Annotated in this window: 20 protein-coding genes; 17 read left to right on the top strand and 3 right to left on the bottom strand. The window is 55.4% G+C overall.

Features of this window, described 5'->3' with window-relative positions:
- Positions 1 to 163 precede the first annotated feature (163 nt).
- From MPAL_RS10680 to MPAL_RS10630, 11 genes are all read left to right on the top strand, one after another.
- Positions 164 to 3,952, top strand: coding sequence for a carbohydrate-binding protein (locus MPAL_RS10680; RefSeq protein WP_012618754.1), 3,789 nt, complete (start codon positions 164 to 166; stop codon positions 3,950 to 3,952).
- A gap of 470 nt (positions 3,953 to 4,422) precedes the next feature.
- Positions 4,423 to 5,310: a formate/nitrite transporter family protein gene (locus MPAL_RS10675; RefSeq protein ID WP_012618753.1), complete on the top strand. Its 888-nt coding sequence runs from the start codon at positions 4,423 to 4,425 to the stop codon at positions 5,308 to 5,310.
- 11 nt (positions 5,311 to 5,321) lie between these two features.
- Complete coding sequence (locus tag MPAL_RS10670; protein WP_012618752.1) at positions 5,322 to 5,867, top strand: single stranded DNA-binding domain-containing protein; 546 nt, start codon at positions 5,322 to 5,324, stop codon at positions 5,865 to 5,867.
- Positions 5,868 to 6,024: 157 nt separating this feature from the next.
- Complete coding sequence (locus tag MPAL_RS10665) at positions 6,025 to 6,663, top strand: DUF2150 family protein (RefSeq protein WP_012618751.1); 639 nt, start codon at positions 6,025 to 6,027, stop codon at positions 6,661 to 6,663.
- Positions 6,660 to 7,112: a DUF5814 domain-containing protein gene (locus tag MPAL_RS10660; RefSeq protein WP_012618750.1), complete on the top strand. Its 453-nt coding sequence runs from the start codon at positions 6,660 to 6,662 to the stop codon at positions 7,110 to 7,112. The genes MPAL_RS10665 and MPAL_RS10660 overlap by 4 nt, the downstream gene beginning before the upstream one ends.
- Before the next feature lie 112 nt (positions 7,113 to 7,224).
- On the top strand, positions 7,225 to 8,139 hold the full coding sequence (locus MPAL_RS10655; RefSeq protein WP_012618749.1) for an SDR family oxidoreductase: 915 nt from the start codon (positions 7,225 to 7,227) through the stop codon (positions 8,137 to 8,139).
- The gene (locus MPAL_RS10650) at positions 8,121 to 9,374 is read left to right on the top strand and encodes a nucleotide sugar dehydrogenase (protein ID WP_012618748.1); all 1,254 of its coding nucleotides are present in this window, start codon (positions 8,121 to 8,123) and stop codon (positions 9,372 to 9,374) included. The genes MPAL_RS10655 and MPAL_RS10650 overlap by 19 nt, the downstream gene beginning before the upstream one ends.
- A 106-nt stretch (positions 9,375 to 9,480) precedes the next feature.
- Entirely contained in the window at positions 9,481 to 10,107 is a 627-nt protein-coding gene (locus MPAL_RS10645; protein WP_012618747.1) for a DapH/DapD/GlmU-related protein, read from the top strand.
- A gap of 132 nt (positions 10,108 to 10,239) precedes the next feature.
- Complete coding sequence (gene gmd / locus MPAL_RS10640) at positions 10,240 to 11,283, top strand: GDP-mannose 4,6-dehydratase (protein ID WP_012618746.1); 1,044 nt, start codon at positions 10,240 to 10,242, stop codon at positions 11,281 to 11,283.
- Positions 11,280 to 12,371: a glycosyltransferase gene (locus MPAL_RS10635; RefSeq protein WP_012618745.1), complete on the top strand. Its 1,092-nt coding sequence runs from the start codon at positions 11,280 to 11,282 to the stop codon at positions 12,369 to 12,371. Before gmd ends, MPAL_RS10635 begins: the two co-directional genes overlap by 4 nt.
- Positions 12,368 to 13,312 carry a GDP-L-fucose synthase family protein gene (locus tag MPAL_RS10630; RefSeq protein WP_012618744.1) on the top strand — a complete coding sequence of 315 codons (945 nt, stop codon included), beginning with the start codon at positions 12,368 to 12,370 and terminating at the stop codon, positions 13,310 to 13,312. Before MPAL_RS10635 ends, MPAL_RS10630 begins: the two co-directional genes overlap by 4 nt.
- Here the strand turns inward: MPAL_RS10630 and MPAL_RS10625 are convergent.
- A complete protein-coding gene (locus MPAL_RS10625) occupies positions 13,309 to 13,806 on the bottom strand; it encodes a hypothetical protein (protein WP_012618743.1) in 498 nt (165 codons plus the stop codon). The genes MPAL_RS10630 and MPAL_RS10625 overlap by 4 nt on opposite strands.
- 155 nt (positions 13,807 to 13,961) lie before the next feature.
- Here MPAL_RS10625 and MPAL_RS10620 point away from each other — a divergent pair, with 155 nt between their 5' ends.
- From MPAL_RS10620 to MPAL_RS10605, 4 genes are all read left to right on the top strand, one after another.
- Positions 13,962 to 15,491: an AMP phosphorylase gene (locus MPAL_RS10620; RefSeq protein ID WP_012618742.1), complete on the top strand. Its 1,530-nt coding sequence runs from the start codon at positions 13,962 to 13,964 to the stop codon at positions 15,489 to 15,491.
- A 118-nt stretch (positions 15,492 to 15,609) separates the two neighbouring features.
- A complete protein-coding gene (locus MPAL_RS10615) occupies positions 15,610 to 16,902 on the top strand; it encodes a phenylacetate--CoA ligase family protein (protein ID WP_012618741.1) in 1,293 nt (430 codons plus the stop codon).
- Positions 16,899 to 18,200: a phenylacetate--CoA ligase family protein gene (locus MPAL_RS10610; protein ID WP_012618740.1), complete on the top strand. Its 1,302-nt coding sequence runs from the start codon at positions 16,899 to 16,901 to the stop codon at positions 18,198 to 18,200. The genes MPAL_RS10615 and MPAL_RS10610 overlap by 4 nt, the downstream gene beginning before the upstream one ends.
- Positions 18,201 to 18,635 carry an ACT domain-containing protein gene (locus MPAL_RS10605; RefSeq protein WP_012618739.1) on the top strand — a complete coding sequence of 145 codons (435 nt, stop codon included), beginning with the start codon at positions 18,201 to 18,203 and terminating at the stop codon, positions 18,633 to 18,635.
- Positions 18,636 to 18,637: 2 nt separating this feature from the next.
- On the opposite strand, the gene MPAL_RS10600 is transcribed toward MPAL_RS10605, so the two are convergent.
- On the bottom strand, positions 18,638 to 19,924 hold the full coding sequence (locus MPAL_RS10600) for a bifunctional hexulose-6-phosphate synthase/ribonuclease regulator (RefSeq protein WP_012618738.1): 1,287 nt from the start codon (positions 19,922 to 19,924) through the stop codon (positions 18,638 to 18,640).
- Between the two features lie 107 nt (positions 19,925 to 20,031).
- Between MPAL_RS10600 and MPAL_RS10595 the strand changes: the two genes are divergently transcribed.
- Positions 20,032 to 20,958, top strand: a complete 927-nt coding sequence (locus MPAL_RS10595) for a DUF475 domain-containing protein (RefSeq protein ID WP_012618737.1) — start codon at positions 20,032 to 20,034, stop codon at positions 20,956 to 20,958.
- A 250-nt stretch (positions 20,959 to 21,208) separates the two neighbouring features.
- Complete coding sequence (locus MPAL_RS10590; protein WP_048145341.1) at positions 21,209 to 22,420, top strand: WD40 repeat domain-containing protein; 1,212 nt, start codon at positions 21,209 to 21,211, stop codon at positions 22,418 to 22,420.
- On the opposite strand, the gene MPAL_RS10585 is transcribed toward MPAL_RS10590, so the two are convergent.
- On the bottom strand, positions 22,415 to 22,765 hold the full coding sequence (locus MPAL_RS10585; protein WP_012618734.1) for a rhodanese-like domain-containing protein: 351 nt from the start codon (positions 22,763 to 22,765) through the stop codon (positions 22,415 to 22,417). The genes MPAL_RS10590 and MPAL_RS10585 overlap by 6 nt on opposite strands.
- Positions 22,766 to 22,840 lie beyond the last annotated feature (75 nt).

Raw genomic sequence — 22,840 nt, 5'->3', positions numbered from 1 at the left:
GTATATATACTTTTATTTTTAAAAATTAATCAAATTCAAGTCATTATTTTGAATATAAACACATATTCGGCTTAAATTGTTGCAATTGATATCAAATTACGATGTAAAATAAATAAGAAACTACTTATAGAGATACGTTCCTGTAGTAATCAGAGGGTGTTAGATGAATATACGATCCAAAAAACGAATCTTCCTCATTATCCTCTCCTTATTCTGTCTGATACAGGCAGCAGCCGCAACAACGATCGTTGCGGCATCAGATAGTAGTGCGTCGTCGAAGGCGTCGGCTCAGTATGTCTGTGATGGTTCTGGTGACCAGTCGCAGATCAATGCTGCACTTGCTTCAGGAGGGACGGTACAGTTGACTGAAGGGACATTTCACACAGATGGAACGATCCTAACGACGGGCAACTCGGTGCTGAAGGGGCAGGGTCCCAACAAGACAATTATCAGCATGAGCGGAGATTACGACGCTCGTATTGATATTGCACATGACTATACCACGGTCCAGGATCTCCAGATCACTACCCGCGGATGGTTGATGATCCAGGCCAGTCATATCAAGGTCCATAATGTGGTGATCCAGAACTCCAAGAAGACCGCACCGACAGTCAATGGGATGTTCTTTGTCTGGGCCAATGGCAGGGTCTGTGAGGATATCGAGTTCGTCGACTGCCAGGCGATCGATGTCGGCTCGACTGGATTCAATGTGAACGGAATGAACTCACCCCGGACGACGAAGAATATCCGGTTCGTCAATTGCCTCGCACTCCGGTGTGGAAACTCTGGTTCCGGCAAGATCTGGGCGGTCGGCTTTGACTTCCACGAAGGGGCCGATCTCTATGACCTGCAGGTCACCAACTGCAGGGCAGAGGACAACTGGGAGTCAGGGTTCTATTTTGAGCCGAACTTTGTCAGTGGCGACGACCCGAATATGGATCTGCCGGTTCAGAAGAACAGTGTCTTGACCAACTGTGTCAGTGTCAATAATGGCTGGCGAAATACCGATCCAACGCGGTTCTATCTTTCAGGGTATTACCTGAGCTGCGGGGTCACTCTCAACAACTGCGTCGCCATTAATAACCGGAACAACGGGTTCTGGGTCTGGCAGAGTGCGCAGGATGTAATTCTGAACAACTGCTCAGATGACGGTTCGAACTACGCGTTCCAGTTCCGTACTGGTACAAACATCCAGTTGAATAATTGTGTCAGCAAGAATGCACGCACATATGGGATCTATGCTTGGGGTTCAGATGGCGTTGTGGTGAAGAACTTCAAGTTGATCAATCCGAAGCAGTCGACAGGGAGTATCTCCTTAGGTCTCCGTGAGGATCATCCAAACGATCCATGGCCGGTTACAGACTGTACCTTTGAGATCTATGTGAGCGGTGTCGATCCAGCAAAGGTGATCACCTATCACAACTGCGCAAACAACCAGATCTCGATCAACGGCTATATCGCTACAGATCCGACGACCACGATCACACCAGATCCAACATCGAACCCGACGACAACGACGATTGTTACGATCCCACTGCCTGGTCAGACCGTGACTCAGATACCGACACCGGTAGCCTTTGGGACATCAGTGATTCCGGGTACTATCCTGGCCGCTGACTATAATACTGGCGGTGAAGGTGTTGGGTATCATGACACCACCTCTGGAAACCAGGGTGGAGCCTACAGGTCCGATGATGTAGATCTTGAATACAGTACCGGTACAGACGGACCAGTGGTTGGATATATGAGACCTGGCGAATGGCTTGCTTATACCGTGACCGTTGGAACTGCAGGTGTCTATGATGCGACATTCAAGGTCTCCAGTGCGACCGATGGGAACTCGTTCACCGTCACGATGGATGATATCCCAATCACCACGGTGGTTGTGCCGAACACTGGTTCCTTTGACACCTATACGACTGTGAAGATGCCGGTCTATGTGCTCGCCGGTACGCATCAGATGAAGGTGACCACCACTGGGTATCATAACCTAGCAACGATGGTCTTCACCACACACACCGATACTCCACTGCCGACTACAACAGTCACCACCGTCGCAACGACAACAGTTGCGACAACAGCGACCTCTCCACCGTCGACGCATGGTGGGACGAACATCCCGGGTACTATCCTGGCGGAGAACTATGACGATGGTGGCGAGGGTGTGGCCTATCACGACACCACTCCTGGCAATCAGGGTGGACAGTACCGGAGTGACGATGTGGATATCGAATACTCCGCTGCAGAGGGAACCAATGTGCTCTCGTATGTCAGACCTGGCGAATGGATCCGGTATACTGCAAACGTGGCTGCAGCCGGCGTCTTTGATGTCTCCTTCAGGGTATCCACACCGAAGAGTGGGACCTCGTTTGTGGTTCAGGTGGATGGCATGGACGCCTGTATGGTGAATGTGCCGAACACTGGATCGTTTGACACGTATACGACTGTGGTCCAGCAGATCTCACTGCCGGCCGGACTCCACCAGATCCGGATAAACTTCAATGGTTACGATAACCTGGAATTCATGAGGTTCCAGCCCTCGGGTGGAGCGGCGACTACGACCACGACTGCGACGCAGACCACGACTCCGATCTCCACCAGCACTCTGCTGCCAGTGCCGATTCCCAAGTCATATGGTAATGGAGTCATCCCGGGTGTGATCGAGGCCGAAGACTACAACAATGGCGGCGAAGGCGTCGGGTACTACGATACCACCCCGGGAAACACCGGTGGGCAGTACCGCAACGACGATGTCGATATCGAGTACAGCAATGGTGAAAACAGCCCGGTGGTCAGTTATATCCGGGCCGGCGAATGGCTCAAATATACAGTGAATGTGCAGAGCACGACCCTCTACGATGTACTGTTCAGGGTTTCAAGCCCGCAGTCGGGTACGACGATGAACCTCCAGGTGGATGGTTCTTCAGTCTGTCAGGTGGTGGTTCCCAACACTGGGTCATACGACACCTATACGACGGTCACTAAGCAGGTGTCCCTCGCTGCGGGGCCGCATGTGCTGAAACTGATGGCAGGTGGATACCAGAATCTGAACTGGATCCAGTTCAAGACCCATGGGTTGACCCAGGGTGCTGCCCTCCTGGAGGTAACAGCGAATCAGACGGTTGTAGAGCCGACCTCACTGCCGACGGTCGCTGAAGCGGTACCGATGGTGACAACGGGGCAGCCAGCTCAGGTTGAGACCACAACTCAGGCGAACCTGACAACACCGTCAGTCACCATGGTCCAGACCGTTGCAATGCCGACCACCTCTGCGCCGGTGGAGACGCAGACTCAGATCTCGGTGAGCACGCCGCTACCGGTGATCACTCAGTCTGCTCCGGTCCAGAATGTTACCACCGTCCAGACGGCTGCCACCACGGCGGCTGCCATCACGACAGTGCAAACCACGGCCGTGCCAACAACAGTAGCGGTGAACACCACGGTCATCCAGACAGTTACTCCTGTTGCGACAGTGACTGATGCACCTGCGCCTGCAGGTGCCCCCACCTATGTGCCGCAACCGGCCGGCTACACCCTCCCAGGGCGGATAGAGGCCGAGAACTTTAAGGATGGCGGAGAGGGAATTGGGTATCATATGAACACCTTGAACAGCACCGGCGGGCAGTACCGGAACGATCTCGTTCCAGTCCACTACTCAACGGTTGAGAAAGGCTACCTGGTCAACAATCTGACGAAGGACACCTGGCTCGCCTATGCGGTCAATGCTCCTGTTGCTGGGAACTACACCGTGGCTCTGCAGGCATCCTCCCAGGAGAAGACCAGGGTCCTGGTTCAACTCGATGGTGCGGACCTCTGCACCCTTGAGGTACCGGGTACACAGACCTGTGCCCTGACCCAGACACAGAAGCCAGTGGCGATCCCGGCAGGGACTCATACCCTGACGCTGAAGCCTCTGGGAACCATGACTCTCGACTATCTCCAGTTCTCCTGATCACGGAGAACTTCTTTTTTACCACTTCTTCTGTTTTTCATCAAATGGGTATTGGCTCGTGGTGAGGGGTCTTAGGTGAGGGGTGTATCCTGAAGTATGAGTATATCAAAGGACTCCGAAAATGGGGTTATCTGTTGATATGGGTGCTCAATGAGAAATGCCTCCTCTTGGAGTAATCGATTTCGCGCGGTCATAAAAAACAGTCAATTTTTACTGGTTCAACCGAGATGTTGCCTATTTTCCTCGATCATCGTCTCTTTTATAAATTATTGATTATTTAATAAAATTAATGTGTTAATGTTAATTGGGTCTGAATTGGGGACATCTCAATTTTTCGGAACGATCCTGAGTTGATCGACAATTAGAAAGATATTAATAACTCCACAAAGGATTTTTAGAATGACCTATGACCATTGCACCCATATGATGTTGCTGGTATAGGGAGTACGATTCAGAGAGGTGTATTAAGTATGGTTTTTCATCCACCAGTAGCAATTGTTGCGAAGGCAGGGGATGCCGGCAAGTATAAGGTCGGACTGCCAGCATGGAACATGGTGCTCCGTGGCTTTATGTCAGGGGCGTATATTGCAATGGGCGCAGCCCTTGCAACAGTCTGCAGCACCGGCATCGTAGCCGGAAAGGTTGCGACCGATGCGGGATTCGTCAACGCAGGATTTGCAGCTCCAGGTATCGGTCAGTTGATTCTGGGTGCAGTCTTCCCTGTCGGGCTGATCATCACAATCCTGTGCGGTGCAGAACTCTTCACCGGTGATGCAATGCTCGCTCCCATGGCTGCATTCATCCACAAAGTCAGTTGGGGTAATGTTTTGAACCTCTGGCTCTGGGTCTATATCGGCAACCTGCTCGGGTCCCTTGTATTTGCATATATCATGGCTTATGGACCGTTCACAACCTGGGATGCAGCAGGCACTGCCAGCATCACCGCGTTTGGAACCAGAGCGATTGCAATTGCGACCACAAAGGTCAGTTATGTCGGTGCAGCTGGCATGTGGTCTCTCTTCCTCAAAGCAGTTGGATGTAACTGGCTCGTCAACCTGGCAGTCCTGCTCGGGATATGCGCTGACGACCTGATCGGTAAGTTCTTTGGGATCTGGTTCCCGATCATGGCCTTCGTCTCCATCGGGTTCGAGCACTGTGTTGCAAACATGTACTTCATCCCGGCAGGTCTCTTCACACAGAGCCTCGTTCCCTCTGCAGCCTCGGCATCACTGACCTGGGTCACGATGTGGACCAACAACATCATTGTAGCCACCCTCGGAAATATCGTCGGCGGTCTTCTCTTTGTTGGGATCCTGTACTGGGTTGCATTCAGAAAAGAAATTCAGGCATTAAAGTAAGAGTCTATCCGATGAAGATCGGTACAATCAATGTGAGGGTCTCGATCCTTGTGATCGCTGTCTTTCTGATCCTCACTTTTCTTTTGCTGTATACCGTTGGAGTGACCGGGGATACGCACCTGTTGATCTGGGGTTTCCCGACGTTGATCCTGCTGTTGATCATTCCGATGGTGCTCAACTATATGAGCCAGAGCACCTATGTCTCGATGATCCCGATGTATGAGGAAGAGGCGAAATCGGTCAAGATCAATACGATCAACGAAAATCTGAATGGAAAGCCGATCAGGATCGAAGGCGTTGTCGAACGATGTTACTTCAAGTTCCTGAACCGGCCTCAATACCTGATCGCTGACCGGACCGGCGAGATCTCGGTGAAGATGTTCACCTCTCCCCAGGAGGATGTGAAGGCCGGGGATGTCGTCGAGGTGCTCGGTCAGGTGATCCGGCGATATGTAGCTATCGGAGATCCGGTGGTCAATGCGGTCCAGATCCGCAGACTCCAGAGCCCTGAACTCCTTGAACGGTATAAAAAGCAAATTCCGTCCCGGAAAAAATAACGACGGTATGGTATATCACTGATCTGAAGGTCGGTTCATACCTCTCACTTTTTCCCATTTTTTCTGTTCACGTCGCCCCTTGTAGCGCACCTGATGTACATCCTGACAGGGAGATTGGGGAAAAAATCTTTAAAAGGTCAGGGAAAAGAGTACCAGAATGGCACGGAGAGCGGAGAAAGGGAAGACAAAAGATCAGGAGCCACAGAAACTCTTCTATATCTTCTATAATGAAGAGCGGTGGACCAACTGGCTCACCTCGCTGAACGAGGCAGACTTTGAAGGGGATTCTGAGAGTGAACAGATGCCCGAAGGGCTCGCGATGCTGTACATCTTCAGCGAAGATATCACGCTCTCTGTCTTGAAGATCATAAAACTCTGGCAGAACGAACGGTTCTCCAAGGAGGATGCCCTGGATAAACTCACTGCGGTAGAGGCGATCGTGATGTCACCGCTGCCTGAGGGGAAACTGGAGGAGTTTGTCGGGCCGATCCAGCTGACGATGCTGGTCCTCTTCGCCTCCTGCAGGCGGTTCATGGAAGGGGCGTTCGAGACCGACCTGAAGGTGCTGGTGAAGAAGGGAAAATCACTTCCTGAGGATCAACTCGAAGATGCTCTTGACTGCGCCTCCAATATTGGGGCCTCTGTGATCAATGGGGCAACCTGTTGCAGTAAGTTTGTCAAGGATGACCTTGAGAACCCGACGCTCTTCGATGAGTGGCTGATCGAGATCGAGACGATGGGAGAAGCCTTCAAGTCCTTAAAGAAGTTCGATGAGGAGCCCGGGGAAAGTTCGTGATCGCCGATAAAGCACGATTGATTCATGCCCGGAAGATCGAGCGAGTCTCAGGTTGCCGGCTCTCGGATCGGGCCTTTCATGGGAACATGCTTGAAGCCCTGAACGGTGAGGTGAACCTCGACCTGCTGGATGGACGCACCCGTGACCAGATCCTCGCATTCCTCGAGGACTTTGTCCGGTGTGGATGCAAGAAGTCTCCGCATTGCGGCTGTCCTGAACGCAGGTTCGCCCGAACGCTCCTCGAACTCCGCGAGGAGGGGCTCGATCACCGGCAGATCAGCCAGACGCTCGCCGGCGAGTATGGGATCGAGATCTTTCCGGCAGATATCCTCTCATATCTTGAGGAGTCGGTCCATCTGCTTGAGGCCGTCACCGAGATCGCCGCGTTGAAAGGGCGAAAGGCACTGGCTGAGAAGGCCGCTGTCCATATCGAGGCCATCGAGCGGTAGGGTCCCAATCTCTGTCGCGCTAACGGGTGAAACCGGTCACCCACTCTTCTGTTTGGTTATACTCTGTAAAAAACGGCGATACCTTTAATATCGCAATTGTATACCTTGTACAATGAAAGTCGTCGTTACCGGTGGAGCGGGTTTTATCGGCTCGAACCTTGCTGAGGAACTGAGCAAAAAGCATCAGGTGATCGTGCTCGATGATCTCTCAACTGGACGAGAGATAAATCTCAAGGGGCTCGACGTCGAGTTTATAAAAGGGAGCATCACCGATCTTTCCCTGGTGAACCGGGTCTTTTCCGGGGTTGACTATGTCTTTCACGAGGCCGCCCTTCCTTCGGTGCAGCGATCAGTCGAGAATCCGGTCGCGACCAACGAGGTGAACATCGGTGGAACTCTGAACGTGCTGATGGCCGCACGCGACCAGGGGGTCAAGAAGATCATGTTCGCCTCTTCGTCGTCGGTGTACGGAGATACTCCGACGCTGCCCAAGCGCGAGAGTATGACCCCGGCGCCGATGTCTCCGTACGCGGTCACCAAATTGACCGGGGAGCACTATTTCAATGTTTTCTCGTCACTGTACGGGTTGAAGATGACCTGCCTGCGCTACTTCAATGTCTTTGGTCCAAGGCAGGATCCCAAGTCGCAGTACGCTGCGGTGATACCGAACTTTATTACGAAGATCCTGAACCATGAATCTCCGATCATCCATGGTGATGGGGAGCAGACCCGGGATTTCACCTTCATTCGGGACGTGGTTCATGCCAATATCCTTGCGATGGAGTCCTCGAGTGAGGGGATCTTCAATATCGCCTGTGATCGGCGGGTCAGCCTGAATGTGCTGGCCGACCAGATCATGGAGATCATCGGCGAACGCCGCGAACTGATCTATGATGCACCCAGATCCGGGGATGTACGGGATTCTCTGGCAGATTACACCCTGGCCAAAGAGCACCTTAATTATGAACCCGGGTTCACCTTACTACAGGGATTAGAAGAGACGATACAATGGTTCAGAAATCAGTAACTGATAAGACCGTCTGTGTAGTCGGCCTCGGGTATGTGGGCTATCCACTGGCAGAAGCCTTCTCGCATCATCTGAAGACGATTGGATTTGATATCGACGCACGGAAGATCGGGATCATCAACGAGACCCCTGGGAACAAGGTCCAGGCAACCACTGATCCCTCTCATATTGGGGAGGCTGACATCATCATCATTGCCGTGCCGACACCGGTGACCAAGGCCAAGGATCCTGACCTGATGCCGGTGATTTCAGCGGCTGAGACTATTGGGAAACATATCAAGAAGGGTGCCATCGTGGTCCTCGAATCCACGGTCTACCCTGGGGTGACTGAGGAACTCATGGCCCCGATGATCGAGAAGATGTCTGGGTTTACCTGCGGAAAGGAGTTCAAGATCGGGTACTCACCTGAGCGGATCAACCCTGGTGACGAGGAACACATCCTTCCAAAGATCACGAAGATCGTCTCAGGGATGGATGAGGAGACCCTCGAAACACTCGCCTCGCTGTACAGCCTCGTGACCACGGTCTACCGTGCAGAGAACATCCGGACGGCTGAGGCTGCCAAGGTGATCGAAAACATCCAGCGTGACCTGAACATCGCCCTGATGAACGAGCTCTCGCTGATCTTCCAGAAGATGGGTCTCGACACCCAGGCTGTCCTCGAGGCGGCGGGAACCAAGTGGAACTTCCACCATTACCGTCCAGGTCTGGTCGGCGGTCACTGTATTCCGGTCGACCCCTACTACCTCGTCTACAAGGCAGAGGAGCTCGGGTACCACCCTCAGGTGATCCTCGCCGGCCGTGCGATCAACGACTTCATGCCCAAGCATGTCGCAGAACTGGCTATCAAGGGGATGAACGACGCCGGCAAGGTGATCCGGGACTCGAAGGTGCTGATCCTCGGGCTCACCTACAAGGAGAATGTGCCTGACACCCGGGAGAGCCCGTCCCATGAGATGATCAAGGAACTTCGGGAGTTCCGTGCTGATGTCTATGGGTATGATCCACTCCTTTCAGAGGCCGACATCAACCAGTTTGGTGTGAAGCCTCTTAAGGATCTGAACGGGTTCAAGGCTGACTGTATCATCATCAATGTTCCGCATGATGCCTTCAAGTCGCTGACCCTTGAAGGGGTTGAAAAGATGAGCAACGGCACCCCGGTCGTCATCGATGTGAAGGGAATGCGCAAGCAGTGGGCCGATCCAGCCTGCAAGGTTTGCTATACCCGGCTCTAACGCTCTCTCATTTTTTTCTCAATTTTTTTCTTCTGACCTTATTGAGCGGGGCCTGGCATCAAATCGTGACCCTTATCAGTTCTGATGCTGAACAGTACTGAGCGTTATGGTTTCACGAGAGACGAAACGGCGGCTCTTCTCCATCCTGGTTCGGGTCTTCACAGTTTTTGGATCGGTCTTTTACGACAGACGGTACCTCCGCGGACGGTACTTCGATGACTCGATCGATGGCTGGCGGTGGGTGTTTCGCGGGATCCTCTGGCAGAAGATCCTCCGGTTCAACAGCACCATCCCCTGGCCGGTTTCACCATTGAATACGATCTCGGTGCCCTACAATATCACCTTCGATCTCGATGACATCAATATGTTCAATGAGGGGGGAGGCAAATACTTCCAGAATTTTCTGGGATCGATCACGATTGGGAGCGGGACATGGATCGCTTCGAATGTCGGGCTGATCACTTCGAACCATGATCCCACCAATCTGGACCGGAATCTGCCAGGGAAGGATGTATCGATCGGGTCCCACTGCTGGATCGGTATGAACGCGGTGATTCTGCCCGGGGTGACCCTTGGGGATTATATCGTCGTCGGTGCGGGGAGCGTCGTCACCAAGAGTTTTCCTGAAGGGCATCTGGTGATCGCCGGCAACCCTGCCCGGGTGATCCGAGAGATCTCTCAGACACCGGAACCTGAAGAGGGATCTCCGGTCGATCACAACAAAGATGTCTGATAAGAGTGAGTACTGTAGGAAACCTTCCGTCGGGGTGAACCGGATCTTTAAGAAGACCAGACCTGAATCAGAGTCCTCTGCATTCATCTCATCTCTCAAAGACCCGGTTTTCGATTATACAGGTGATTTATCATGAAGACTGCATTGATAACGGGAATTACAGGACAGGACGGGTCATACCTCGCCGAGTTGCTGCTCAGCAAGGGATACGAGGTGCATGGAATCATCAGAAGGGCCTCGACCTTCAACACAGGTAGAATTGATCATATCTACACCGATCTCCACGACGCCGAGACAAAACTCTTTCTCCATTACGGGGATCTCTCAGATTCCGAACAGATCAACAACATCATGTACAATCTCAAGCCCGACGAGGTCTATCATCTCGGAGCGCAGAGCCATGTCCGGGTCAGCTTCGACACCCCTGAGTACACCGGGAATGTGACTGGCCTTGGGACTGCCAGAATCCTCGAGGCGGTCAGGCGGTCCAACAACAATGTCCGGTTCTACCAGGCCTCGTCCAGTGAACTCTTCGGTTCGTCTGCACCCCCACAGTCCGAGACGACACCATTCCAGCCCCGCAGCCCGTACGCCTGTGCCAAACTGTATGCCTACTGGATGACCCGGAACTACCGGGACGGGTACAACATCTTCGCCAGCAACGGGATCCTCTTCAACCACGAGTCTCCCCGCCGGGGCGGCACCTTCGTGACCCGGAAGATCACGCGGGCCATCGCCAGGATTCGGGCGAAGAAGGAGGAGTTTCTCTACCTGGGGAACCTCGAAGCACGGCGTGACTGGGGTTTTTCTCCAGAGTACGTCGAGGCGATGTGGCGGATCCTGCAGCAGGACCGTGCCGATGATTTCGTAATGGGAACCGGAACATCCTACTCGGTACAGGATTTCCTCGATGAATCCTTTGCCTATGCCGGGTTGAAGGTCGAGGAGCATGTGAAGATCGATCCCCGATACTTCCGGCCGACCGAGGTGGAGTCGCTGATCGCTGACCCGACCAAAGCGAAGAAGGAACTGAACTGGGCTCCGAAGATCACCTTCACCGACCTGGTCAGGATCATGGTCGATGCCGATATGCGGGCGGCTGGCCTCGAACCGATCGGCGAGGGGGATGCAATTCTCGCGGAGAAGTTCCCGAATCGGTGGTGGAGAGGGGATTGAGCAGGCCCCCCCTGACGATCTGCTGGTATATCAGCGACTATGGGTTCGGGCATGCCTCGCGTTCGATCGCGATGATCCGGGCGATCACCTCCGCGATGGGGGTGCGTGTACTGGTACGGACAGGGGGACCTGCCAGTTTCGTCAGAGAGTCTCTCCCTGGTATTGCAGTCCATGTCGGGTCGAACGATATCGGGGTGGTGTTGAAGGACCGGGTTCCAGAAGTGGACCGGCCCCGGACAGAACAGGCCCTCAACACCTGGATTGGTGGCTGGGAACGCTATCTCACCGATGAGCGACGGTTCTGTGAAGAGCACGGTGTCGACCTGATCGTCTCGGATATCGCCCCTCAACCCTTCCTGGTCGCCGAGTCCCTCGGTATCCCGGGGATCGGGGTCTCCAATTTCACCTGGCATTCCATCTTTGCTTCTCTCTTTCCTGGTCACCCGGCCCTCGATCAGATCCAGGAAGCCTATGCTGCCGCTGATCTGGGATTGGTGCTTCCGTTCGATGATGGGATGGAGGTTTTCTCAAAGCGGCGAAGAATAGGGCTTATCGCACGAGAGATCACTGAGTCGCGGTCTGTTCTTCGAAGACAGTATGGGCTCGATGAGGATCGGATCGTGGTCTACCTGGGTCCTGGGATGGACTGCCCGGATCTCTCTCCCCTGGTGATCCAGCATCTATCCGATGCAGGGGTTACCTGTGTGGTCTCCACGGCTGTAGAGACCCGTGTCCGGAATCTGATTCGTATCCCGGCCGGCGAGACCGAATCGCAGAATTATATCGGGATGAGCGATCTGGTCGTAGCCAAGGGCGGGTACAGTACTGTCTCCGAGGCGGTTCGGGCACGGGTTCCGCTGGTTCTTTTTCAGAGGAATGGGTTCTATGAGGATCATCTCTTCATCGATACGGTCGTTGCCGGTGGGATTGGAAAGGAGATCTCTGGGGACGAGTACCGGGATGGGGCCTGGATCGCCGACCTCGACCGGTTGGGTGACTATCGCGATCATTTTGATACGCTCGGGCAACCTTATACAACAGATGGAATTGCAGCGTTATTGTCGAGTATTGTTGAGGTAATATCATGAGTTTCTGGCAGGATAAGAGGATCCTGGTGACCGGCGGAGCAGGCTTTCTTGGTTCGCATGTGGTCGACCAGCTGAAGCGGAAAGGAGTACAGCAGGAGAATATCCGGATTCCCCGGAGCAGGGATGCTGACCTCCGTCGATGGGATGACTGTGTCAAGGCGGTCTCGGATATCGATCTGATCATCCACCTGGCTGCACGGGTTGGTGGGATTGGGTACAACATGGGTCACCCTGCTGAACTGTTCTATGATAACCTGATGATGGGGGTGCAACTGGTCGAAGCTGCGAGACTGGCCGGGGTTGGCAAGTGTGTGCTGATCGGCACGGTCTGCGCATATCCGAAGTTCACCCCGGTTCCGTTCTCTGAGGATGCGATCTGGGACGGATATCCCGAGGAGACGAATGCACCCTACGGGCTGGCCAAGAAGATGCTGCTGGTCCAGTCGCAGGCCTATCGGCAGCAGTATGGGTTCAACTCGGTCTACCTGCTGCCGGTGAACCTGTACGGTCCTGGGGACAACTTCAACCCTGAAAGTTCTCATGTGATCCCAGCGCTGATCAAAAAATTTGTCGAAGCAGTACAGGAGGATCGTGATGTCGTTGAAGTTTGGGGCACCGGTCAGGCATCGCGTGAGTTTTTGTACGTCGACGACGCCGCACGTGGGATCGTGCTCGCCGCTGAGCGGTACAATGAGCCGGCCCCGGTTAACCTCGGAGCCCATCAGGAGATCTCGATCAAGGATCTGGTCACCCTGATCGCAGACCTGACCGGCTTTAAAGGGAGTATCCACTGGGATACCAGCAAACCTGACGGTCAACCGCGTCGGTGCCTCGACGTCAGCCGTGCAGAGAAGGCGTTCGGGTTCCATGCCGAGGTCGGGTTCGAACAGGGACTGCGAGAGACGATCGCCTGGTACCGGGCGCAGGCGAAAAAGATTTAAAAATTCAAAGGAGTGGTCAGAACGGCCGCTGTTTGTACAGGTGGTGCTTCGGCACCAAAGTAACCCATCCCTTTTGGAAAGACCGCAGTTGAGGTGAAATTTTTGCTTGTTTGGGGGGAAGTGACCTCAAGGTCTGGTATGGTGACCCCGAACTGGTGGGATGGAAACCAGAATGATCCTGCCCCATAATCATTGGAGGCATTGTCCACGATCAGGCGAGCATGCGTCATATCGATTTGCTGGATCCTAGCATTATCATAGTTGATGATATGCATCACCTTGCGGTTCAGATCAGTTCTCCCGAGAATAGAGACCAGCAGCTGTATTTCATCATCGATCGTGTAGTCGACATCGATGGTTGCACTCTTCTCTTCCAGGTGCACGGTCACCGTATTGACAGAGATGTAACTGTATCTGTTTTCATAGAGTGCCGACACTGGGGCGATCAGCGATAGACAGAGTATCAGCAGCAGAATCGCTGCAACCCATCTCATTACCAATACATTACTGAATGTTCTATTAATGCTTATGGTCTCAAACCCTCAATTCCTGCCCGGTAGCGGGAACCGGTGCACATAAGTAGGTTCCACGTTCAGCGATTATACTGTATGATTATGGCGTCTGATTCAATATGCAGGATGGTTTAGGTATGAAGTATTCTGCAAAGATTCTGGATATCGCCGACCGCGGGGTTCTCTTGAACGCCTCTGATGCGCGGATGGTCGGTGTTCTCGAAGGCGATCGAGTGCAGATCATGAACCATGCCAGTGGGCTATCAACTCCGGCTGTGGTGGATATCACCACGACGATGATCCCTGTTGGAGTGATTGGCATCTATGGACTCACCAACAGGACCCTTTTGTTGGTCGATGGAACTGAGGTCGAGGTCTGGGAGGCGAAGAAGCCGCTCGCCCTTGACCTGATCAAGAAGAAGATGAACCATGAGAAATTGACCAAGGATGATACACGTCAGATCATCCAGGATATCGTCAACGATTCTCTCTCCCAGGCTGAACTATCAGCCTATGTGACCGCCTGTTACATCAATGGTCTCGATATGGATGAGGTCGAGTACCTGACCCACGCGATGGTCGAGTCGGGGGACCGGCTGAAGTTCAGTAACCACCCAATTGTGGACAAGCATTCGGTCGGTGGCGTCCCGGGCAACAAGATCTCCCTGCTGATCGTCCCGATCATCGCGGCCAGCGGGCTGAAGATCCCAAAGACCAGTTCCCGGGCGATCACCGGGGCTGCAGGGACGGCCGATCTGATGGAGGTGCTGGCGCCGGTGGAGTTCTCTGCGGTTGAGGTTCAGCAGATGACCGAAAAGGTCGGCGGGGTGATCGTCTGGGGGGGTGCGACCAACATCGCTCCAGCCGACGATAAGATCATCGTCGTCGAGTACCCGTTCAAGATCGACGCCCGCGGGCAGATGCTCGCCTCGGTGATGGCGAAGAAGTTCGCGGTCGGTGCCGATCTGGTGGTGATCGACATACCAGTTGGATCCTCGACCAAGGTCCCTGATATGGCGGAGGGGAGGAAGATGGCCCGGGAGTTCATCGAGCTCGGTGAGCGGCTCGGGATCCGGGTGGAGTGCGCCCTGACCTATGGAGATTCCCCGGTCGGACGGACGATCGGGCCGAACCTCGAGGTGCGGGAGGCGCTGGCCATCCTCGAGGGCGGAGATGAGCCCAGGTCGTTGATCCAGAAGAGCCTCTCGCTGGCAGGGATCGCGCTGGAGATGTCCGGTAAGGCCGCAAAGGGGCAGGGGTACCAGATGGCAGAAGAGATTCTGCGGAGCGGAAAAGCGCTTCGGAAGCTCCGCCAGATCATCGAGATCCAGGGGGGGGACCCGGCCGTCACGTCGGAGAGCATCAAACCCGGGGAGTTCGAATTCGTTGTGAACGCTCAGAACACTGGGTACATCATCGAGTTGAACAATCGGGCGCTGGTCAGCCTCGCCCGAATCGCCGGCGCTCCGCACGATCATGGTGCCGGCCTCCTCCTCCATGCGAAGAAAGGGGAGCAGGTGAACGCTGGAGACCCGATCTTTACGATCTATGCCGATCGCGACTGGAGGCTGAAGATGGCCGTCGAAGAGGGGCGCCGGCTGATGCCGGTGATCGTCGAGGGAATGCTCCTCGATCGAATCCCGTCTGAGTATCGGGGGCAGGTCTGAGTCCCTGTTCATGGGATGGGACTTATCATAGAGAATTGTCATATAATTGATCAGGTAGTCCTGGTGCAGAGAGGGTCGGTCCTGGCCTTCCAACCAGCACCATACCAGTGAGTGTTCTATGTTCTGGAATAAGTCTGTAGAGACGATGGGGCCGGCAGAACTCGCCTCGCATCAGCTCAAGAAGTTGAAGGAGACGGTACAGCAGGTCCAGAAGATACCATTTTACCGTGCCAGGTTCGAAGAGGCCGGGCTTCGGCCGGAGGCGATCCAGTCACTTGATGACCTGCAGAAGATCCCGTTCACGAAAAAGCAGGACCTCCGTGGGGGGTACCCGTTCGGATTCCTCGCCGTCCCTCTCAGTAAGGTTGTTCGGATCCATGCCACCTCCGGCACCACCGGGAAACCGACGGTCGTCGGGTATACTCGCAACGACCTGGAAACCTGGTCTGACCTGATCGCACGAAACCTGACGATGATCGGCCTTGGGGAGGGTGACGTCTTTCAGAACTCGGTCAACTACGGTCTCTTTACGGGAGGTCTCGGTCTCCATGCCGGGGCCGAGAAGGCAGGGTTGACGGTGGTCCCGGCCGGCACCGGGAATACCCGGCGACAGATCGAGATGATCCGTGACTTCGGCGTGACCGCGATCCACTGCACCCCGGGGTATGCACTGCATATCGCTGAGGTGGCTGAGGAGATGGGGGTCACCCTCGACTCGCTCAAGACCGGGATCTTTGGGGCCGAGTCCTGGTCCGAGACGATGCGCCGGGAGCTTGAGGATCGCCTCGAACTCTCGGCCTATGACTCCTATGGGATGAGCGAACTCTTCGGGCCGGGAGTGGCCTTTGAATGCCCGGAGAAGGATGGGCTCCACATCTGGCATGACAGTTACCTCGTCGAGATCATCGACCCGAAGACAGGGGAGGTGCTCGGCCCGGAGGAGCGGGGCGAGATGGTGGTGACCCCACTCGTCAAGGAGGCGATGCCTCTCCTCAGATATCGGACCGGGGATATCACGATGCTGATGGAGGACGGGTGCGTCTGCGGCCGGATGAAGAAGATCGCCCGGATCACCGGCAGGAGTGACGACATGCTGATCATCCGCGGGATCAATGTCTTTCCGTCCCAGATCGAGGACGTGCTGCTCGGACTGCCTGAGGTGGGGGATCAGTTCATGGTCTATGTCGACCGGAAGAACCATCTCGATGAGATGACAATCGAGGTGGAGATGAGCCGGGAGTACTTCAGCGGGGAGCTGCAGGACCTCGCCAGGATCCAGAAGCGGGTGATGGGTGTCCTTAAGGATACGCTCGAGTTGAGGACCACGGTCAGGCTGGTCGAGCCCGGGTCGCTTCCCCGTTTCGAGGGGAAGACGAAACGGGTGATCGATCGGCGGGGGGATCTGATATGAAGTGGGATCCGCGGATCGAGGAGATGCCGATAGATGAGCAAAAGCGGCAGCAGTACCGGCTGCTCAAGACCCTGGTCTGCCGACTGTATGCCTTCTCCCCGTTCTACCATGATCGGATGAAGGAGGCGAAGGTTCACCCGGACGATATCGGATCCCTCGCTGACGTGCAGAAACTCCCGTGCATGTTCAAGCGTGACCTGCGCGATAACTATCCCGACCGGCTCTTCACGGCCTCACAGGAGGAACTGGTCCGTTATCATGTCTCCTCAGGGACCACCGGTAAGCCGACGGTCGTCGGTTATACCGCCCAGGACCTCGAGCACTGGACCATCTCGCTGGCACGCGGGCTCTCCTCCTGCGGTCTCGGGCGCGGCGACATCATGCAGGTCTCGTACGGCTACGGCCTCTTCACCGGGGGCCTCGGTCTCCACTATGGGGCTGAGCGGATCGGTGCGACCGTCCTTCCGAGCAGCGTCGGCAACACCGAGCGGCAGATCGAACTGATGCAGGATCTCCACACCACGGCGATCGCCTGCACCCCGTCGTACCTGCTCCACATGGGGGAGGTCGCCGAGAAGATGGGGGTCAGTATCAAGAACGATACCGACCTGAGGGTCGGGGTCCTCGGCGCCGAGCCCTGGTCTGAACGGATGCGCGACCACATGCAGGAGTGGCTCGGGATCAAGGCCTACAACATCTATGGGACCAGTGAACTCTCGGGGCCGATGTTCACCGACTGCGTCGAGCAGCAGGGGGTTCATATCTGGAGCGATCTGGCCCTGATCGAGGTGCTCGATCCTGATACCGGGGAGGTGCTCCCCTGTGGGGAGAAGGGCGAACTGACGATCACGATGCTCCAGAAGGAGGCGCTCCCGATGATTCGGTATCGGATCGGGGACATCACCTCGATGGACGACTCGGTCTGTGCTTGCGGCCGGACCCATCCGCGGATCGACCGGATCCAGGGGAGGGTCGACGATATGCTGATCATCCGCGGGATCAATGTCTTCCCGTCGCAGATCGAGCACACGCTCCTCTCCATCCCCGAGGTCGGGGGGGAGCACTTCCAGATCATCGTCGACCGGAAGAAGAACCTGGACACGCTGCTGCTGCAGGTCGAACTGCAGAGCGGGGCGTTCAGCGACAAGATCAACGACCTGATGGCGATCCGGCGGAAGGTCGAGTACAGGCTGAAGAACGCATTGAACGTGGCAGCGGAGGTCGAACTGGTCGAGCCCGGCTCGCTGCCCAGGTTTGAAGGAAAAGCCAAGCGGGTCATCGACAAGAGGGTGTTATAGATGGATCAGAAGCAGTATATCATCAGGCAGATCTCGATCTTTTCAGAGAACCGACCGGGCAGACTGGCAGCGATTGCCCATGCCCTTGAAGAGGAGAAGGTGAACATCTTCGCCTTCAGCATCGCCGAGGCGAACGGCTTTGGGGTGGTGCGGGCGCTGGTCGATCATCCTGACCGTGCCTTCACCCGGCTGACCGATCTCGGCTTCAATGTCGCGTTCACCGAGGTGATCGCGGTCGCGATGCGGGACGAGCCCGGCGGTCTCTTTGATATCGCGACCCTGCTCGGGGATGCCGGGATCAATATCGAGTACTCCTACGCATACAGTGGTAAGGACGGAGCAGTCCTGATCCTCAGGGTCGATCAGGTGGAGCAGGCGATCGAGGCAGTTCTCGCTGGAAAAAAGGAGTTACTCCAGGCGAAAGCCTTCTCCTGAATCTACTTCTTCTCCCATTTTAAGAGTTCTGATATGGACGAGAGCGTAGCTCCCCGCTCGATCTCTGCCCTGATCCGCTCCTCGGTCTTCTTCACCTCCAGCGCCCTGCGGGCCACCTCGTAGGCCCGCTCAGCCGGGATCACCACGACGCCGCTCTCATCCCCGACGATCCAGTCGCCAGGATTGACGTACTGCCCGCCACAGAGGATCTCGGCATTGATCTCCCCGAGCCCCTTCGGTTCACCGGCATTCGGCTGGGTCGCCTTCGCAAAGAGGGGGAAACGAAGCTTTCGGATGTCGTCCACGTCTCTGACCGCGCCGTCGATCACCACTCCGGTGATCCCGCGGTTCAGGGCACTCCGGGTCGCCAGTTCCCCCCAGGGTGCGACATGGGTGCAGGAATCGTTGTTGATCACCAGTACGTCGCCGGCCTCTGCATGATCGATCGCTTCGACCGGTTTGGCCCAGTCCCCTGCGATCGTCTGGACGGTGACCGCCTTTCCGACCATCTTCACATCTCCGCAGAGGGAGAAGAGCCCCACCATCGACCCTTTCCGGTGCATCGCATCGGTGATATTCGGTGCCGAGACGGTCATGAGGATCTCCCGGATCTCGTCATCCAGACTCTTCTTTTTCTTGGGGGCCAGATCCGGGTTGTCGATAGCCGCCCGGACTCTGGTCGCAGCCCCCGTCACGTCCCCGGATCTGATGATCCCGCCACCGACGATCACAATATCGGCGCCATGCCTGACCGTCTCGGCCGCAGTCACGGCATCGAGTCCGCCGGCCACTGCGATCTGGACTGTGGTCGTCTCCCGGATCTGCCTGAGCAGGTCGATCGACTGTCGTCCGATCATCTGCTGATCGATCCCGACATGGGCATTGATGATCGTGACCCCAAGGCCGGCCAGTTCGGCGGATCGTCCGACCGGGTCAACGACATTGATCAGGTCTGCCATCAGTCGGATCCCATAGAGCCTGGCCGCCCTGACCGCTTCTCTGATCACCACGTCGTCGGCATCCCCGAGGATGCAGACGATACTGGCCCCGGCCTTGGCCGCCATCTCGACCTCAATCGTCCCGGTGTCTGCGATCTTCATATCTGCCACGATCGGATGCGTTGGGAACCGGTCCCGCAAAGCCCTGACGGCTTCCATTCCCTCGCTCTTGATCAGCGGCGTCCCTGCCTCAATCCAGTCTGCCCCCCCCTGTACTGCTTCATCTGCGATCGCAAGCGCTCGCGGAAGTTCGAGGAGGTCGAGTGCCACCTGAAGAATCGGCCTGGTCATGCAGTACAGTTACGTACACCCTCCTGTTAGAGATTGTGGGTGTCTGCAGAGATTCTCACAGGGTCAAGGTTCATATGAAACCAGGATGAATTGATCACGGTACTGTTATGGATATTCTGAGTATTCTCGTCGTTATCGGTGGGCTGGTCCTCTTTGAGACCGTCAGCAGTATCGATAATGCAATCATCAATGCAGAGGTGCTCTCTTCGATGGGGGAGAAGGCCCGACGCTGGTTCCTGGTCTGGGGTCTGCTCATCGCGGTCTTTGTGGTCAGGGGACTGCTCCCCTGGTTGATCGTCTGGATGGCAACTCCCTCGCTCGGGCCGATTCAGGCCTTCACCGCGATGTTCAGCAGCGATCCGATGGTCCTCGAGGCGATCGAACGATCCTCTCCGATCCTGTTGATCGCCGGAGGGACATTCCTGCTCTTCCTCTTCTTCAACTGGCTCTTCGTCGAGCATAAGCACTATGGGCTCCGGGGCGAGCGGTTCATCCAGAGCAAGGGGGTCTGGTTCTATGCGGTTATCTCCCTCCTCCTCACCGGGATCGTCTGGTTCGCCCTGAAAACAGATCCGATGATGGCCTTTGGTGCCGTCGTGGGGTCGACTGCGTTCTTCATCGTGAACGGGTTCAAACAGAATGCCGAGGTGCAGGAGAAGCGGCTGAGTGGCGGTCACCTGACCGATCTGAGCAAACTCTTCTACCTCGAGGTGATCGATGCCACCTTCTCGATCGATGGGGTGGTCGGGGCCTTCGCCTTCACCCTCCTGGTCCCGCTGATCATGATCGGAAACGGGATCGGAGCGCTGGTGGTGCGTGAACTGACGATTGGAAACATCGATCGGATCAGGCGGTACCCGCTCCTAAAGAATGGTGCCATGTACTCGATCCTCTTCCTCGGGGGGATCATGGTACTGGATGCGTTCGGCATCAAATCCCCATCCTGGCTCTCTCCACTGATCACATTCATCGTGGTCGGGTTCTTCCTGTACCGATCGATTCAGTGGAATAGGGCTGCTGAGGTTATCCCCTGATGGGGGTCTCCTCTGGCATCCTCGCGCTGGTTTCGCCCAGTGGTATCGGTTTCCTTATTCATCGTACGCAGGCTGGGGGATTGACCATCATCTATTTTTTAATGCTGGTGCAGACCGTCCCTGACCGTCACAAGGTCGATTATTGAACGTACCTCCCAACTGTCCTATGAAATCAGACCATATCCCTTTTTATCCCTGCCGTCAGAGTAGTTACAGACAATTTCTGACGATATATGCTGTACAGATTTGGATGAAGAATATGATCGGACGTGCTTTTTTACTGGTTTTCGTCTCGCTTCTCCTCATCCTTGTATCCATCTCAAGTGTGCAGGCTCAGGAGCCGATCTGGACCGAGACAACCGATAAAACGGTCTCATCATTGGCAATATCTGGAAATGCAACCACTATCGCTGTTGGTGGGGAACATCTCTATCTCTTCAACCAGAGTGGCCAGCAGATGGGTGTGACCTGGAAGACCGAGGGTGTCGCGGTTAATCGAAGCGGGGATCTGGTCGCTGCTGCAATGGATGACGGTGTTCACATGCTCGATGTCAGCGGGCATGATATCTGGGTTCTTCCGCTCCTATCAACCTCCTGCGTGGCGATGACTCCCAATGCGAGTCAGATCGTCGCGGGTACCAAAAAAGGGGTGATCGCCGGCATCGATAAGAACGGAGGCCTGATCCACCAGGGTGAACTGACCTCCCTCTCCAGCGGGTCCAACGTGATCTGGGCCGCTGCTATGTCAGAGAATGGGAGCATGAATGTGGTCTCTGATATAGATGGTCTCTATGCCTTTGACGGGTCCGGACATGATCTCTGGCGCCTTGGTTTCATTCGCCCGGTCTCACTTGGCATGACCTGGAACGGCAGCATGGTGGCTGCCGGTGGTACTTCGGGGGTGCTCATCTGCAACCGCACCGGGGTGGAGATGGGGCGGTACTATAAAGGAAATGCCATCACCACGGTCGCGGTCCCGGTCAACGGCACCTTCGCCATTGCCGGGGACGAGAAAGGGACCCTGATCTACCTCAACAGCGCTGCCTGGCCGCAGTGGACCTATCCGGCCGGTTCTCCGATTACATCAGTGTCTGTCACCGCGGATGGGGCCCTGATAGCGGCCGGCACGGAGGATGGTTCGCTGATGCTCTTTGGGAACAGTGGATATCTCTTCTGGAAGACGAAACTTCCGTCTTCGGTCACTGCGCTGGGTTTCTCTCCGGACGGGTGGTACCTGGGTGCAGGGACCAGCACCGGGACAGTGGCCCTCTTCCCGGGAGAAGCCCGGCCAGTAGAGGCAGGCCAGACGAATGGGCAGACGACAACAACAACGACGAATACCACGTCCGGTGGAATCGTCACCTATCCGACCACCCATTCCACAGAATCTCCATCTCCTGGAGTCGTCTGTAGTCTTCTTGTAATCACTGCGCTGCTGATCAGGGTTAAACGATCTTCATAGGATGGTTGGAAGTCCGGCAGCCTTCCATTGTTCATAGCCACCACTGATGTTATAGACTTCGGAAAACCCGGCTGACTGGAGGAGGTCCATCGCCTTCTTCCCCCGATTACCTCGTCTGCAGTAAACCACATAGGGGATGTTTTTTTTGAGGGTATTGACCCCTGCAGACAATTCACCGTTTAACAGGTCCATGTTGATCGCCCCCTGCAAATGTCCCTCGTCATACTCATCACGGGTTCTGACATCGATGATGGTGCACCGGTCCCCCTTGTTCTGGATCAATGTTCTACACTTCTCTGGACTCAGTTCTCCACCGGTCTCTCCGCTCTGATCGATTTCTTCCATGTACCTCAACCTCAATGTTACTCTGTTCTCGTGCCTGTTGCATATACGTTCCGCATTATCACTGGGATCTTCATA

Origin of the sequence: Methanosphaerula palustris E1-9c, from assembly GCF_000021965.1 — an archaeon.
Lineage (GTDB): Archaea > Halobacteriota > Methanomicrobia > Methanomicrobiales > Methanospirillaceae > Methanosphaerula > Methanosphaerula palustris.
The sequence above is the reverse complement of the archived record's forward strand: the minus strand, read 5'-3'. Positions and strand labels throughout refer to the sequence as shown.

Bases quoted from the DNA above. Each gene is read 5' to 3' on its own strand.
- MPAL_RS10675 (WP_012618753.1), top strand. From the start codon at position 4,423: ATGGTTTTTCATCCACCAGTAGCAATTGTTGCGAAGGCAGGGGATGCC.
- MPAL_RS10610 (WP_012618740.1), top strand. From the start codon at position 16,899: ATGAAGTGGGATCCGCGGATCGAGGAGATGCCGATAGATGAGCAAAAG.
- gmd (WP_012618746.1), top strand. From the start codon at position 10,240: ATGAAGACTGCATTGATAACGGGAATTACAGGACAGGACGGGTCATAC.
- MPAL_RS10620 (WP_012618742.1), top strand. From the start codon at position 13,962: ATGAAGTATTCTGCAAAGATTCTGGATATCGCCGACCGCGGGGTTCTC.
- MPAL_RS10630 (WP_012618744.1), top strand. From the start codon at position 12,368: ATGAGTTTCTGGCAGGATAAGAGGATCCTGGTGACCGGCGGAGCAGGC.
- MPAL_RS10670 (WP_012618752.1), top strand. From the start codon at position 5,322: ATGAAGATCGGTACAATCAATGTGAGGGTCTCGATCCTTGTGATCGCT.
- MPAL_RS10600 (WP_012618738.1), bottom strand. From the start codon at position 19,924: ATGACCAGGCCGATTCTTCAGGTGGCACTCGACCTCCTCGAACTTCCG.
- MPAL_RS10650 (WP_012618748.1), top strand. From the start codon at position 8,121: ATGGTTCAGAAATCAGTAACTGATAAGACCGTCTGTGTAGTCGGCCTC.
- MPAL_RS10585 (WP_012618734.1), bottom strand. From the start codon at position 22,765: ATGGAAGAAATCGATCAGAGCGGAGAGACCGGTGGAGAACTGAGTCCA.
- MPAL_RS10655 (WP_012618749.1), top strand. From the start codon at position 7,225: ATGAAAGTCGTCGTTACCGGTGGAGCGGGTTTTATCGGCTCGAACCTT.
- MPAL_RS10590 (WP_048145341.1), top strand. From the start codon at position 21,209: ATGAAGAATATGATCGGACGTGCTTTTTTACTGGTTTTCGTCTCGCTT.
- MPAL_RS10625 (WP_012618743.1), bottom strand. From the start codon at position 13,806: ATGAGATGGGTTGCAGCGATTCTGCTGCTGATACTCTGTCTATCGCTG.
- MPAL_RS10665 (WP_012618751.1), top strand. From the start codon at position 6,025: ATGGCACGGAGAGCGGAGAAAGGGAAGACAAAAGATCAGGAGCCACAG.
- MPAL_RS10605 (WP_012618739.1), top strand. From the start codon at position 18,201: ATGGATCAGAAGCAGTATATCATCAGGCAGATCTCGATCTTTTCAGAG.
- MPAL_RS10645 (WP_012618747.1), top strand. From the start codon at position 9,481: ATGGTTTCACGAGAGACGAAACGGCGGCTCTTCTCCATCCTGGTTCGG.
- MPAL_RS10615 (WP_012618741.1), top strand. From the start codon at position 15,610: ATGTTCTGGAATAAGTCTGTAGAGACGATGGGGCCGGCAGAACTCGCC.
- MPAL_RS10595 (WP_012618737.1), top strand. From the start codon at position 20,032: ATGGATATTCTGAGTATTCTCGTCGTTATCGGTGGGCTGGTCCTCTTT.
- MPAL_RS10680 (WP_012618754.1), top strand. From the start codon at position 164: ATGAATATACGATCCAAAAAACGAATCTTCCTCATTATCCTCTCCTTA.